We start from the raw sequence: 14,474 nt of genomic DNA on the forward strand, positions 1-14,474 counted from the left end.
CAAAGCCGGTTGCAAAACCATCTCCCGCAGCGGCGGCCGGTCCGCCCGCGGTGGCAGCTGCTCCACAGTTGGCCGACGGGCAGCGCGCGCCCTTCGACGTCGAAGCCACCTGAATGCCGGACCGCTGATCAGTTGTTCTTGGGCGTCACCGTCAGGCGCAGTTCTCCGAGTCCCCTGGGCCTGCTTGCGAGTGTGCCGGCAATGGCCTTGAGTACCTGAGCCGCCGGCGAGTCTCCGGCCAGGACCAAGGGGCGGCCGGAATCCCCACCAATGCGAAGCGCTGTTTCCAGTGGGATGCTGCCCAACAGCTGAACGTCGCTGGGGAGGGTCTCGCTCAGCCTGCGGGCCAGGATCTCCCCGCCGCCGCTTCCAAAGATTTCCATTCGTTCGCCCCCGGGAAGTTCCAGCCAGGACATGTTTTCGATGACTCCAGCCACCTTTTGGCCTGTTTGGGTTGCCATCGATCCCGCCCTCCCGGCCACGTCCGCCGCTGCAGACTGCGGGGTGGTGACCACCAGTAATTCAGCGCCCGGGAGCAACTGCGCAACGGAAATTGCGATATCCCCGGTTCCCGGTGGCAGGTCAAGAAAGAGGACATCCAGGTCACCAAAATAGACATCGGTGAGAAACTGCTCCAGTGCGCGGTGCAGCATGGGGCCACGCCATGCCACCGGCTGGTTGTCGTTCACAAACATGCCGATCGAGATGACCTTCACTCCGTACGCAACGGGAGGCAGGATCATCTCGTCGACACGCGTTGGAGCTTGGCTGATCCCCATGAGCCCCGGAACGGAGAAACCGTACACGTCCGCGTCCACGATCCCCACCCGCAGACCGGCCGCTGCCATGGCGGTCGCCAGGTTGACCGTCACAGTGGACTTACCCACCCCGCCCTTGCCGCTGGCCACTGCGTACACCTTGGTGAGGGACCCGGGCTCGTTGAACGGAATTCCCCGCTTGGCATGTGGTCCGCGGAGCTGCTCCTTCAGCGCGTCCCGCTGGGACTGAGTCATCACACCGAGCTGCACCGTGACCGAACTGACGCCGTCTATCCCGGCTACGGCGGCGTCGACGTCGCGGGAAATCGTATCTTTCAAAGGGCAGCCCGCAATGGTGAGCAGGACCCCCACCGTTACGCCGCCGTCGTCGTCGATCGTGATGTTCTCCACCATCCCAAGTTCGGTAATGGGGCGGCGAAGCTCGGGATCGATGACCTTACTGAGGGCCTGCTGGACCGTGCCCTGCAATGTCACTTGCGCTCTTTCCTGCCGCTGGGGGTGATCTTGGGCAGATTCACGGTGTTGTCGGAGACCTTCCTGCGTTGCTTTTTTTGCAGGGTGATCTCCTGACCGTTGGCGCTCTCCAGCGCTTCCTCGAGTACCGAACGCAGCTCGGAGCGGACATAGTCACGGGTGGCGACTTCGCGCAGGGCAATACGCAGCTCTGCTATTTCGCGGGTGAGGTACTCCGTGTCGGACAGGTTCCGCTCAGCTGTCTGCCGATCCTGACGCAACGACACACGGTCGCGGTCGTCCTGCCGGTTCTGTGCCAGAAGCAACAAGGGGGCGGCGTAGGAGGCCTGTAGGGAGAGCATCAGTGTCAAGAGGGTGAAGCCGATGGCGGCGCTGTCGAAACGCCAGCCTTCCGGCGCCCAGCTGTTCCAGATCAGCCAGACCGCAACAAACACAGTCATATAGAACAGGAACTGTGGTGTGCCCATGAAACGCGCAAAATTTTCGGTGGCACTGCCAAAGCGGTCCGGGTTTGGTCTCAGGCGTGGCAGCCAGCGGGCACGACTTTCCCTGGGCGTATCCAGGCCCCCCACTGTGGTCTTGGTCTTCTCAGCCATAGGATCCTCCCCGCTTAGTTCCCGGTGCGTCGTCGTCCTGCGCCCTCCAGTCATCGGGCAGGAGGTGGTCGAGGACGTCGTCAACTGTCACAGCGCCCACCAGACGGCCGTCGCTGTTGACGATGGGCAGTGAGTTCAAATTGTAAGTGGCGAGAATGCGGGACACCTCGCTCACGTTCGCCTGGTCGCCAACTGGCTCCAGATCGGTGTCCACAATATTGCCCAATGGTTCCGGGGGCGGGTAACGGAGCAGCTGCTGGATGTGGACGACGCCGAGGTACCGTCCGGTGGGTGTCTCCAGTGGCGGACGGCAGACAAAGATCGACGACGCGAGCGCGGGCGTCAACTCTTCGCGGCGCACATGGGCCAGCGCCTCCGCAACGGTCGCCTCCGGTGGCAGGATCACGGGAACCGTGGTCATCAGGGAACCTGCCGTGTCCTCCTCGTATTCAAGCAGGCGGCGCACATCTTCGGCATCGTCGGGCTCCATCAGCTGCAGGAGCTCTTCCTTCTGCGCTTCGGGGAGCTCGTTGAGGAGGTCCGCGGCGTCGTCGGGATCCATCTCCTCTAGAATGTCCGCCGCACGCTCACGGTCAAGCGAGGAAAGAATCTGTACCTGATCGTCGTCCGGGAGTTCCTGCAGGATGTCGGCGAGCCGTTGATCCTGCAGTTCGCCGGCAACCTCAAGGCGACGCTTGTCGCTCATCTCGTGCATCGCGTCGGCGAAGTCCGCCGCCTTGAGATCATCATGCTGGGCAACAAACTGTGTGGCTGCCTGGGGTTCATCCGAATCACCGTGATAGGCGTCCAGCCAGTCAATAATGAGTTTTTCGCCCCTGCGCAGGCTCCGCAGCGGGGATGAAACGCCGCCCCGGCGGATAAAGATTTGGGACACGTTCCAGTCACCGGACCTGTTCTTTTCCATCGCGATGTCTTCGATGGTTGCCCCGCCGCTGCCGTCCCGAAGGGTGAGCCGCCGGTCGAATAACTCAGCCACCACCAGCATCTCCGCGCCCCGCTGTTCGAACCGCCGGAGATTGACCAGACCCGTGCAGATTATCTGCGAGGGATCAATCGACGTCACGCGGGTCATCGGAACGAAGACCCTTTTCTTGCCCGGCACCTCGACCACCAGGCCAACTGCCTGTGGTGGTTTAGCCGGCCCGCGATCAAGGACCACGGCATCGCGCAGCCGCCCAAGACGATCGCCCAAAGGATCGAACACGTCCAGGCCAAGCAGCCGCGCCACAAATACGCGGGTTGGGTTTGTACTCACATGCCTAGGCTACTGCGACAGCCGTGCTTCCGGGGCATTGGGTGACAGGCTCCACCTGTTCGCCGGTGAGTAAAGCCGCGGGCAAGTTCACTGCGAGCGATACGGCCACACAGGCTGCGGAAAGTGGGTCAGAATAAGAACATGTCAAACGTACTTGGACGAACAGCGCCACGGCAAGAGAGCCGCACTCTGCCCACCGGCGAAACCATCGGCAGGTACAGTTCCTACCTGGACGCCCAAAAGGCGGTTGATTATCTAGCGGATCACAAGTTTCCCGTGCAGCAGGTGTCGATCATCGGCAATGACCTGAAGACAGTTGAACGGGTGACAGGGCGGCTGAGCTATCCCCGGGTCGCGCTCTCCAGCGCGGCGACCGGCGCTTGGTTCGGTTTGTTTGTTGGCCTGATCCTGACGCTGTTCGGTGGCGACTCAAGCTATATTCCGCTGATTTCCTCGATGGCCCTTGGTGCTGTTTTCTGGTTGCTGTTCGGTGTGATCGCGTACGCGTTTCAGCGCGGTAAGCGGGACTTCACCTCCACCAGCCAGGTCATCGCCACCAGTTATGACGTCATCGTCGAGCCCTCAGTGGCAGGCGAGGCGAAGCGGCTGCTCCAAAAACTGCCCATGAACGGCCAGGCGCAGCACCCGGGCGGTCAGGGACCGGGACACGGTGCGGTTACCCCCCCGGAGCGCCCCCAGGGGTGGAACGACCCGTATTCGCAGGGTGGCCCCGGTCAGGCTGGTCCCCAAACCGGTCAGGTTATGCCCCCGCAACAGCAGCCGCAACAGCCGCCGACTCAGCAGCCCACGCCCGAGCCATCGGGTGATCAGGCAGATACCAGCGAAGGCCCCCGGCGCGGACAGTTCCCCGATTTGCCCGATGGCCGGCCGCAATACGGTGTGCGCGTTCCGACAGCGTCCGGAAGCGAGGACGGAGAATCGGCAGGAGATGACTCCGCGTCGAAGGCATCTGACGGCGGATCCGGTGGACAGCAGCCCAGAGGCTGATTCAATCTTCTGAACACAAAAAACCGGGCGGAATGCAGTTGCAAGCTGCGGTCCGCCCGGTTTTTGTTGGGTTATTCGCCTGTGGGGCTGTGGATTCCCGCCATCCAAGCCTCGACGTCGCTGGCTTCGCGTGGCAGTGCCGCGCTCAGATTCACGGGACCATCGGCGGTCATGAGGATATCGTCCTCGATGCGGACCCCAATCCCGCGGTACTCCTCGGGCACGGCCAGATCCTCTTCCTTGAAGTACAGGCCGGGTTCAATGGTGAAGACCATGCCTTCCGTCAGCGTTCCATCGAGGTAAAGCTCCCGCTTGGCTTGGGCACAATCATGCACATCCATGCCCAGATGGTGGCTGGTGCCGTGCGGCATCCATCTCCGGTGATGCTGCCCCTCGGGGGAGAGCACCTCGTCCAGCGGTGCCGGAAGCAGGCCCCAGTCGTTCAGCCGCTCCGCCAGAACCGTGATGGCCGCGAGGTGTACCTCCCGGAATTTCCGCCCGGGCTGGGCCGCCGCGAAGCCCGCATCGGCGGCGTCGAGCACGGCCTGATAGATCTTCCGCTGAATGTCGGAGTATTCGCCGGTCACGGGCAACGTTCTGGTGATGTCCGCCGTGTAGAGACTGTCCGCTTCCACCCCAGCGTCGAGAAGGAGCAGGTCACCCGCGTCCACCTGGCCGCTGTTTCGGATCCAGTGCAACACCGTGGCGTTGTTTCCGGAAGCGGCAATGGTGTCGTAGCCAAGGTCATTGCCTTCCTCACGGGCCCGGGCAAAGAAGGCGGCTTCGACCACGCGCTCACCGCGGGGGTGTGACAACGCACGGGGGAGTGCCTTCACCACTTCATGGAAACCGTTGACGGTGGCAGCTACGGCGATGCGCATCTGCTCAATCTCCCACTCGTCCTTGATCAGGCGCAGTTCGGACAAGGCTTCGGCCAGTTGCGCGTCAAGATCGTCGGAAGCCTCAAGATCGACGCCGGTGTTGATCCGGGAAGTGTCAACAAGTGCGTCGGCGTTGGGATCGACGTCGCGCAGCAGGCGGATGCGGAGACCGCCCACTTCGACCACGCCGGCATCCTTGGTGACGGCAAGTTCCAGCTCGCTGATGTCAGTTGTCTCGAGCGCCAGCAGCGCCTTGATTTCAGCCATGGACAGGCGTGCGCCAATCCAGAACTCGCCATACCGGGCGTTTGCGTAGAACTCGGCGCTGTCCCGGCCCGCAAGTTCACGGAAATACAGGGTGGCGCGGTGATTGCCGCCGTCGTCGCCCTGTCCCTGTTCCGTGGGTTCCATCACCAGGACGGCCTCCGGTTCGTGGTCCAGTCCGAGACCGGTCAGGTGGGCAAAACCGGAGTGCGGGCGAAAACGGTAGTCGGTGTCATTCGACCGGACCTTCAATGGTCCGGCCGGGATGACCAGGCGTTCCCCCGGGAACTTTTCGGACACCGCACGACGACGCTTCGCAGCATGAGGTGCCACCTCCGACTCAGCTGGAAGTTCAGTGGATTTACGGGCCCAGCTGGATGACATAAAGGCTTTGAACGCCTCCGAATCCGGACGCTGCGACCGGTTTTCGTTGCGGGCCGACAAGGGCTGCTCTTCTGGGGTGACAGGGGTGGAGTCGCCGCCGGGCTCTGACAGGGTGCTTTTCTCTGCTGTACTCACCATTCCATCGTCTCACCGGGCACACAGGCGGACAAACCCCGGACCCGCGTACGAGTGTCGATTGACCGGCACACAGAGAGTTCACAGCACATTCTGCGGCGATGCACCGGGTGGCGGGTGGTTGCCGGGCGCAGCCCTTTGTACTGTGGAACACTGACCCGCGAAGATGTGGCGCTGCCCAACTGCCTAAGGATCCATGACTTCAGTAACCCCCACCGCCCGGAACAAATCTCTCGATGGCCTCAGGGCACTGGCAGTTGCCGCAGTCATTTCCTATCATCTGGTGCCGTCGGCTCTGCCCGGCGGATTCCTAGGCGTTGACCTCTTCTTTGTGCTGAGCGGGTACCTGATCACGCGGTTGCTGGCCGCGGAGCTGCTGGAGAGCGGCCGGGTGGACCTTCGGGCTTTCTGGACGAGGCGGCTCCGCCGATTGGTTCCAGCGTTGATTCCCCTGATGCTCGTGACTCTTGCGGCGGTGTCCATCTTCCCCTCGGAGGCCGGACGGACTCTCAAGCTGCAGGTACTGGGCGCTGCGACCTTCAGTACCAACTGGCTTCAGGTCGCGGATCAGGGAACGTACTTCGCCGAATCCGAGCCGCCGATGCTCCTGCACCTGTGGTCTCTTGCAGTCGAGGAGCAGTTCTATCTGGTGTGGCCACTGGTGCTGTTGATCCTGTGGAAGGCCGGGGCAAAGGGAACAGTGGAGCGTCTGCCTGTCTGGATGGCGCTGGTGGTGCTTGTGAGCGGCCTGGGCAGTGCGGGGCTGATGGCCGTCTTGTTTGACCCGGCTGCCGACCCAAGCCGGTTGTACTTCGGAACGGACACCCACGGGTTTGGGCTGTTGCTGGGCGCAGCCCTCGCGCTGGCCTCGCAGGGCGTTTCAGAGATTGTCACGCCGGGTCGGAGCCGCGTCCTGCTTCCTTTGTCGCTCGCAGCGCTGATTGTATTCTTCTTTGTGATTCCGGACTCTGGAGTTCCCGCGTATAGGGGCGGGATGGTGGCCTTCACCGCAGTCTGCGCCCTCATTATTGCGCTGCTGATCCGGCCTTCCGGTCCCGTTGCTGAACTGCTGGCCACCCGCCGGGTTCAGTGGCTGGGCAGGCGCAGCTACGGGGTTTACCTGTGGCACTGGCCGCTTATTGTGCTGGTGCAGTCGTGGCTGCCTGTGGGGTCACAACTGTGGGTGGCGGTGATCGTGATTCCCCTGACCCTCGGATGTGCGGAGCTCAGTTGGAGGTTTGTGGAGCTGCCGGTGCTCCGCAACGGTTTCGTTGGGGCGCTCAAAAGACTGTTCCAGTGTTGGAGCGTCCCCCGGCTGCGTCCCGTTCTTGCGGTAAGCCTGTCCACCTGTACTGTTGCGGCAATGCTGGCCGGATCCGCGGTTGCACTCTCACCGGATTCAACTCAGCTTCAGGAGCAGGTAGAGGCGGGGCAGGCTGCGGCTCAAGCGGCCGCAACACAGCAGGCGGCACCCTCTGCCCCGGCGTCGCCTGCGCCGTCGGAAGGCGCTGAGGAAGCGCCTGCGGTAGATGCCCCGGAAGCCGGCCAGCTTGAGGGGCCGGAGGTCACTGCCCTGGGCGATTCTGTGATGCTCGCCTCCGCCCCGCAGTTGGCCTCCGAACTGCCGGGGATTGATATCCGCGCGGGCGTGGGACAGCAGATGGTTGATGCACCCGGCACGGTTTCGGAGCTGGCCCAATCGGGAGAGCTTCGCGATCAGGTGGTGATCGGACTGGGTACCAACGGGGACTTCGATGCGGCGGTGCTTGAGCAGGTCCGCGATGCCGTTGGTCCCGATCGTGTAGTCACGGTAGTCACGGCGCATGGACCGCGCGACTGGATTGGATCAGTCAACCGGAAGCTCGTTGACTTTGCGCAGAAACACGACAATGTGGAGCTGGCCGACTGGGACGCGGCGGCTTTATCCGTGCCCGACTTCGCGCAGGATGGCATTCATCCAGGCCCTGAGGGGGGCCAGGTCTATGCCGACCTGATTGGGCGCGCACCAGCGGAGTGAGAAGCAGGCGTAGATTGGTTTGGTGAGAATTGACCTGCACACGCACTCCACGGTGTCCGACGGAACGGAGAGTCCCGCTGAGCTAGTCCAGGCAGCGGATGCTGCCGGGCTAGATGTCGTCGCCATCACCGACCACGATGCGACGGCTGGCTGGGACGAAGCCACTCTCGCCGCCAATGGGCTGGGGATTGGCCTGGTGCGCGGAATGGAGGTCTCCTGCCGGACGGATACCGGAATCAGTGTGCATGTGCTGTCCTATCTGCATGACCCGGCTCATCCGGCCCTGGTTGCGGAGATACAGCGCTCGCGGGATGCCCGCCTGACCAGGGCAGAGCGGATGGTTGAAAAGCTTTCGGCGGACTATCCGATCTCCTGGCCGCATGTCCTGGAGCATGTCGCGGACGGGGCAACCATTGGACGGCCGCACATCGCGGACACGCTGGTAGCGCTCAAGGTCGTTGCCGACCGGAGTGAGGCGTTCGAGCAGATCCTGACGTCCCGCTCGCGGTATTGGGTGAGCCACTACGCACCCCACCCCGCCGAGGCTGTCGCGCTGGTGCGTGCCGCCGGTGGGGTTCCCGTCTTCGCCCATCCCGTTGCCAGCGCCCGAGGCCGGACTGTGGGCGGAGACGTCATGGGTCAAATGATTGATGCCGGCCTGCTTGGTCTGGAAGTGGACCACCGGGACAACCCGGAGCAGGGAAGGGTTGAACTGCGGGCCATTGCCGCCCGTGACGGCCTGCTGGTTACTGGGTCCAGCGACTACCACGGCACCGGCAAGCCCAACCGCTTGGGGGAGAACCTGACAACCCCGGAGACTCTCGCCCGGATCGAGGAACTTGCCACCGGTGTGCCCGTTGTGCGGTGAACGTCCGGTGATACCGGACGTGCAATGGCCAGTGCCCGACGGCGGCTGGCCGGCATGGGCGCGAATGGTTCCCTACAGGGGTGGCCGACATCCAGGTGCGGCGGCCGACCCTATTACTGAAGGCGCAAACTGCCAACGGTACGCCTACGAGGTGCTGGAGTTGTTCGGCCGGAGGGTGCCACGGCATCGCTCCAGCGAACTGTGGCTGGATCCTTCGGCGAAAACGGTGGCGCACGGCGAGGTTACGCCTCTGGATCTAGTGCTGTTCAATCGCACGGCTCAACCCTACGGCGCCCACGTGGGGCTGTATATGGCGCCGGACCGCATTCTTCACCTTTGCGCGGAGATCGGAATCCCTGCGGTCTGGACGTGGGCTGATTTCGCATCGCGCGCCCGGTATGCCGCATTTGTCGGCGCAAAGCGGTACCTGCCGTAGATAATGCACCTCAGGCATCCGATCATCGGCACTGAGCCGTTAGCTGAGGTCATACCCGAGGCCTATTCCGACCTCTGCTAACGAGTCCGCAAAGAGACACTCGCCATAGCTAACGAGTCAACGCGGGATGTCATACGGCATGGACGGCGACAGGTTATGGGGCGTCGGTCCACACAAGTGGCAGCGTAGCCTCAGGGGGTTCCGCTCCGGCCGCGCCGCAGTAGGGGGCCAGTCTCGAATTCATGACCTCGATCGCCTGCGGGTTCGCGTCGACGCAGACAAAGCGACGGCCAAGTTTGCCGGCTACAGCACCCAACGTCCCGGAGCCGGCAAAGAAATCAAGCACCCAGTCTCCCTCCCGGCTGCTTGCCGTCACGGCACGGCGAAGAAGGCCCTCGGGCTTCTGGGTGGGATAGCCCGTCTTCTCCTTGCCGGTCGGTGACACTATGGTGTGCCACCACACATCAGTGGGCAGCTTGCCCACGGCAGCCTTCTCCGGTGTCACCAGGCCCGGCGCCATATAGGGTTCGCGGTCAACCGCCGTGCTGTCGAAGTGGTACGCGGCCGGATCCTTCACGTACACCAGGATGTTGTCATGCTTGGCCGGCCATTTGCGCCGGGCACGGGCACCGTAGTCGTACGCCCAGATGATCTCGTTCAGGAAGCATTCCCGCCCGAAGAGAGCATCCAACATCACCTTGGCATAGTGCACTTCACGGTAATCCAGATGCACATACAGGGTGCCGTCCTTCGCAAGCAGCCGCCACGCCTCCGCAAGCCGGGGTTCCAGGAATTCCCAGTAGTCCTCAAACGCATCATCGTAGCTGGCGAGGAGTCCCTTGACGGTCGAGTAGCTGTGTCCCTTGAAGCCGATCCGGTCACCGGCGCCCGGTGAGCTGCGCACCATGGATGTCTGCTGGCGGCGCTGGACCCGCCCGGTATTGAAAGGCGGATCCACATAGATCATGGTGAAAGAACCGTCCGGCAGCGTGGGAAGAAACTCCGCGTTGTCCGCATGAACCACAAGATTGCCACCGTCCGGGCTCCAGACCGGAGCCTTCACGGATCTCGTCATGAAACGGCTATCCCTCTGAAGCGGGCTTGTTGACAACCTCGCCGTCGCGGCGGCGCGTGCGTGAGCGGTTCCGCCGGGGACGGTCCGCACGTGCAGCCGCGTCCTTCCCCGAGTCCGCTCCGCCATCTGCAGCAGGACCGGTACGACGGCGGCCGCTGCCCTGGTCCGTGGATTCCTGACGTCCGCTGGTCCGGCTCCTTCCTCCGCCGGCACCACCCGAGCCGCCATGACTCCTGCCGGCATCCTCGCGTGTCCGGTGCTTCTTGCCCGTCTCGCCGAGGTCCTCAAGCTTTTCCGCGCCGATTCCCGCCAGTTTCCGCTGGCTGCGCGGAAGCCTGCCCTTGGTGCCCTCGGGAATGTCCAATTCCTCAAAGAGGTGCGGTGAGGATGAGTAGGTTTCCACGGGGTCGGGCTGATCCAGCCCCAGCGCCTTGTTGATCAGACCCCAGCGTGGAACATCGTCCCAATCCACGAAGGTGACGGCGGTGCCCTTCTTACCGGCACGGCCGGTACGGCCAACCCGGTGCAGGTAGGCCTTTTCATCTTCGGGGCACTGGTAGTTGATCACATGGGTGATGTCTTCAACATCGATGCCGCGGGCAGCAACCTCGGTGGCTACCAGAACATCAATCTTGTCTCCGCGGAAGGCGCGCAGTGCCTGCTCCCGGGCGCCCTGACCGAGGTCTCCGTGAATGGCACCCGCAGCAAAGCCGCGGTCGATGAGCTCCTCGGAGAGCTTGGCAGCCGTGCGCTTGGTTTTGCAGAAGATGATGGTGCGACCGCGGCCGCGCGACTGCAGAATCCGGGACACCACCTCTGCCTTATCCAGGTTATGGGCACGGTAGATGACCTGGCGGATGTCCTTCTTGGTAATTCCCTCGTCCTCGGGATCAGCTGCCCTGATGTGGGTTGGCTGCGTCATGTAGCGCCGTGCCATGGCCACGACGGGGCCAGGCATTGTCGCGGAGAACAACAGCGTCTGCCGGACCAACGGTGTTGCGGCCATCAGCGTTTCCACGTCGGGGAGGAAGCCGAGATCGAGCATTTCGTCGGCCTCGTCCAGGACTACAATGCGGACGTTCTTCAACGAGAGGAGCTTTTGGCGGTACAGGTCGATCAGACGACCGGGAGTACCCACCACGATTTCCGTGCCTTTCTTAAGGGCTTCGATCTGCGGCTCATAAGCACGGCCGCCATAGATGGTGACAATGCGTGCGTTGCGCTTCTTCGCCGCCGTCGTCAGGTCGCCTGCAACCTGCACCGCCAGTTCGCGGGTGGGAACCACAACGAGGGCCTGGGGTGCGCCCGGAACCGGAAGGCGGTCATAGCCGTCATCGGACGGGCCGACAACGCGCTGGAGCGCTGGAATACCGAACCCGAGGGTCTTGCCTGTACCGGTTTTTGCCTGGCCGATGATGTCGTGTCCCCCCAGCGCGATGGAAAGGGTCATCGCCTGAATGGGGAAGGGGTGGATTATGCCGGCGTCAGCGAGGGACTCGACGATGTCGGGACGGACATTGAAGTCGGCGAAGGTTTCTGCGGCTTCCTTGTGCGGCTCCTCGGTGGTAACGAGGGTGTCTTCGACGAAAAGTTCTTCGTCGCTGTTATCCGCGTGCAGATGGTGGGTATCAGTGTTCAATTAACTACCGTTCATTTAGGCCGTGCTACCGCCCGCCGTGGCTCAACGAGGCGACCGTAAAAGGCCGGACCCGGAGCAGGACGGAGTCGCAAAGCATCCAGTGGAAGCCGATCGCGGGCTCAACTGCTTGGCTCTTCAACGGGAGTATTCAAACCCCTCAATGATGAGTAAATCAAGATCGTAGGTACTTGCGGGTCGATTCAATCTGTCAAAAAGACGACCGGGCATCCATGAGTACGCGTTCCAGTCTACCCTGCAACACCCTTTGGCGCCCGCGGCGCGCCTTCAGCGGGCAGCGGCTGCGAGTTCGAAGCGCATTTGGCGTTTGTCTATGTCTGCAGTGATGAGACGCACCCGCACCTGGGCGCCCGCTTCCATGACGCCGTGGCACCGCCCTTCGACCGCCGGGTCAAGAAGCTGAACCATGCCGAACGGGGTGCCGTTGCCGCTGCTGTTGTTGCTTGTCGAACCGTTTGACGGCTTGGACCCTGTCAGCACCACCGCATCGAATTCTTCTCCCACCCGGTTGCTCAGGAGAGCCGTCTCGACTGCGTCCAGGGCCCCGCTTTCCATCCGGGCCGCCAATTGGTTTGAGGCAGACATAAGGGCATTCAGCTCAGGCAACGCCTCCCGCACCCACCCTGGGACCTGCCGCCCCGCACACAGCGCCTCGCAGGTAACCAACACAAATCTATCCACCAGGCGGCGCAGGGGAGCGGTGGTGTGGGCGTACGGTGCGGCAATTGCCGCCTGCTCGATGGCCTCTGGAACCTCCCCATCAAAGGACGTGTACCCTGCGCCGCGGAAGAGGGACGCCGCCGCATGCATGAGCGAGAGCTGCGTCGGATTGGAGGTATCCAGGCTGCGGAGGAACTCGCCGTACGGAACGTCCTGCGGCCACGGGCGGCCGAGGGCCTTGGCCTGATTCCGGAAGCGTGAGACGGCAGAATCATCCGGAGGCGGCATGGTGCGGAGAATTCCAATACGTCCTTTGACCATCAGCCCGGCTGCCGCCATGCCGGTCATGAGGGAAATCTGGGCGTTCCAGTCCTCGGCAGGCAGCGGAGGCCTGCTCACGATGAAGTAGCGGTCACCGTCGTTTGCTATCTCCTGCTCAGGCAGGTTCAGGCTGGCTCCACCGCGCTGTTTCTCGAGCAGGATGCGCTTGAGGCCGATTTCTTTCAGCAGGGCAAGGTTCTCTGGTGCGCCGCCGGAATCAATATCCTGCTGAGCCTCCTCGTAGGTCAGTTGTGCGCGGCTGCGTACGGACGCGCGGCCCACCGCCGTGGACACTACGTTCGCTGCGGGATCCAGCTCTAACTCCCAGACGAAAGCTGCCCTGACCTGTCCGGGCAGGAGACTTGCCGCGTCTTCCGCGATCACCTCGGGGTGGAGGGAAATCCTGCCGTCCGGCGCATAGATGGTCTGGCCGCGGCGGCGTGCCTCCAGGTCAATGGCTCCACCCGGTTCCACAAAGGACGGAACATCCGCAATGGCGTACCAGACCCGGTAGCCGTCCCCCAACCGTTCGAGGTGCACGGCCTGGTCAAGGTCAGTGGAGCCCTGCGGATCAATGGTGATGAACCCCAGCTCGGTGAGGTCCCGGGCCGGAAGCACCTGCCCGGCGACCATGCGGCGGGCTTCCTCGAGGACGGCAGGGGGAAACTCGGGACTGACGTCCAGCTCTTCCTTGAGCGATTCGAGCGCCCGGGTGAGCTGCAGCTGCGAGTCCCGGTTCTTCAGGTCCAGATGCGTGTACGGCACAAATCCCACCGTAATACACGAACGGTACCCTTGAGGTCATGACAGCAATACCTTCCCAGTCCGCCACCCCGGATGCGTCAGCCTCCCACGTTGACCAGGACCCGCGATTCAGCCGGTTCATCGTGGACCTGTTTGGCGTCATGGCCTACGGCGAACTGTCAGCCTTTGAGCGGCTTTCCTCTGATGCTCGTTTCTCGCCGACCCTGCGGGACCGCGCAGCGCTCGGACGGTTGGCGGTCATTGAGTTCGAGCACTTTGAGATGGTCAGCGACCACCTCGCCGGTATGGGCGTTGATGCCGAGGAGGCCATGACACCCTTCCAACCGTCCATTGATTCCTTCCATGAACGGACCCGCCCGGCCGACTGGTACGAATCCCTCATGAAGGCGTACGTCATCGATGCGATTTCGGGCGATTTTTACAAGGCGCTCGCAGGCCGTCTGGACGAGGGTACGCGGACGCTGATTAACCGCATCCAGTCTGCAGATGGACAGGGTCTGCTGCAGACGCGGCTGAAATCCGCGCTCTCGGACGATCCACGGCTGGCCTCGCGCCTGGCGCTGTGGGGCCGGAGACTTGTGGGCGAAGCGCTCACTCAGGCACAGCGGGTGGGCATTGAACGGGAGTTCCTCGGCGGGCTGCTGTTCAGCAACGCCAACGAGAACCAGGAAAAGGACATGGTCAAGCTCTTTGCCCAGCTCACACGGAACCACTCCCGGCGGATGAGCTCGCTGGGACTGACCGCTTAGGCCACCGGGCTACTCCGGTAGCTCCGACCGCAGCCGGGCAGCTGCCTCTGCCGGATCGGCAGCCTCCGTGATTGCACGCACGACGACGACGCGCCGGGCCCCTGCGTCAACTGCCCGGCCAATGGTGGT

The 14,474-nt window shown here is 63.1% G+C and carries 12 protein-coding genes; 5 read left to right on the top strand and 7 right to left on the bottom strand.

Going from position 1 to position 14,474, the window contains the following annotated elements; translation table 11 throughout:
* Positions 1 to 128: 128 nt before the first annotated feature.
* From Y708_RS0105070 to Y708_RS0105080, 3 genes are read right to left on the bottom strand one after another with little or no spacing between them, the layout of a single operon-like run.
* The gene (locus tag Y708_RS0105070) at positions 129 to 1,253 is read right to left on the bottom strand and encodes an Mrp/NBP35 family ATP-binding protein (protein WP_028279088.1); all 1,125 of its coding nucleotides are present in this window, start codon (positions 1,251 to 1,253) and stop codon (positions 129 to 131) included.
* Positions 1,250 to 1,849, bottom strand: a complete 600-nt coding sequence (locus tag Y708_RS0105075) for a DUF1003 domain-containing protein (protein ID WP_028279089.1) — start codon at positions 1,847 to 1,849, stop codon at positions 1,250 to 1,252. Before Y708_RS0105075 ends, Y708_RS0105070 begins: the two co-directional genes overlap by 4 nt.
* A complete protein-coding gene (locus Y708_RS0105080; protein ID WP_028279090.1) occupies positions 1,842 to 3,125 on the bottom strand; it encodes a magnesium transporter MgtE N-terminal domain-containing protein in 1,284 nt (427 codons plus the stop codon). Before Y708_RS0105080 ends, Y708_RS0105075 begins: the two co-directional genes overlap by 8 nt.
* A 141-nt stretch (positions 3,126 to 3,266) precedes the next feature.
* Between Y708_RS0105080 and Y708_RS22985 the strand changes: the two genes are divergently transcribed.
* Positions 3,267 to 4,133, top strand: a complete 867-nt coding sequence (locus Y708_RS22985; protein WP_035775339.1) for a YflT domain-containing protein — start codon at positions 3,267 to 3,269, stop codon at positions 4,131 to 4,133.
* A 71-nt stretch (positions 4,134 to 4,204) separates the two neighbouring features.
* Here the strand turns inward: Y708_RS22985 and Y708_RS0105090 are convergent, their stop codons facing one another.
* A complete protein-coding gene (locus Y708_RS0105090) occupies positions 4,205 to 5,800 on the bottom strand; it encodes an aminopeptidase P family protein (protein ID WP_051478629.1) in 1,596 nt (531 codons plus the stop codon).
* A 193-nt stretch (positions 5,801 to 5,993) separates the two neighbouring features.
* On the opposite strand from Y708_RS0105090, the gene Y708_RS22990 reads away from it, so the two are divergent.
* The 3 genes from Y708_RS22990 to Y708_RS0105105 all read left to right on the top strand — a co-directional run bounded on the left by Y708_RS22990 (position 5,994) and on the right by Y708_RS0105105 (position 9,118).
* Positions 5,994 to 7,814, top strand: coding sequence for an acyltransferase family protein (locus tag Y708_RS22990; protein ID WP_035775342.1), 1,821 nt, complete (start codon positions 5,994 to 5,996; stop codon positions 7,812 to 7,814).
* A gap of 22 nt (positions 7,815 to 7,836) precedes the next feature.
* Complete coding sequence (locus Y708_RS0105100; RefSeq protein ID WP_028279092.1) at positions 7,837 to 8,682, top strand: PHP domain-containing protein; 846 nt, start codon at positions 7,837 to 7,839, stop codon at positions 8,680 to 8,682.
* 64 nt (positions 8,683 to 8,746) lie between these two features.
* Complete coding sequence (locus Y708_RS0105105) at positions 8,747 to 9,118, top strand: NlpC/P60 family protein (RefSeq protein WP_051478638.1); 372 nt, start codon at positions 8,747 to 8,749, stop codon at positions 9,116 to 9,118.
* 154 nt (positions 9,119 to 9,272) lie between these two features.
* Here Y708_RS0105105 and Y708_RS22995 read toward each other — a convergent pair whose 3' ends face one another.
* The 3 genes from Y708_RS22995 to Y708_RS0105120 form a co-directional block, all read right to left on the bottom strand.
* Positions 9,273 to 10,193, bottom strand: a complete 921-nt coding sequence (locus tag Y708_RS22995) for a DNA-methyltransferase (protein WP_081746483.1) — start codon at positions 10,191 to 10,193, stop codon at positions 9,273 to 9,275.
* Between the two features lie 7 nt (positions 10,194 to 10,200).
* Positions 10,201 to 11,832, bottom strand: a complete 1,632-nt coding sequence (locus Y708_RS0105115; RefSeq protein ID WP_028279094.1) for a DEAD/DEAH box helicase — start codon at positions 11,830 to 11,832, stop codon at positions 10,201 to 10,203.
* Between the two features lie 285 nt (positions 11,833 to 12,117).
* Positions 12,118 to 13,596, bottom strand: a complete 1,479-nt coding sequence (locus Y708_RS0105120) for an RNB domain-containing ribonuclease (RefSeq protein ID WP_028279095.1) — start codon at positions 13,594 to 13,596, stop codon at positions 12,118 to 12,120.
* Between the two features lie 38 nt (positions 13,597 to 13,634).
* On the opposite strand from Y708_RS0105120, the gene Y708_RS0105125 reads away from it, so the two are divergent.
* A complete protein-coding gene (locus Y708_RS0105125) occupies positions 13,635 to 14,345 on the top strand; it encodes a ferritin-like fold-containing protein (protein ID WP_028279096.1) in 711 nt (236 codons plus the stop codon).
* The last annotated feature ends 129 nt before the right edge of the window (positions 14,346 to 14,474 follow it).

It is taken from the genome of Arthrobacter sp. H5, from assembly GCF_000520595.1.
GTDB lineage: Bacteria > Actinomycetota > Actinomycetes > Actinomycetales > Micrococcaceae > Arthrobacter_D.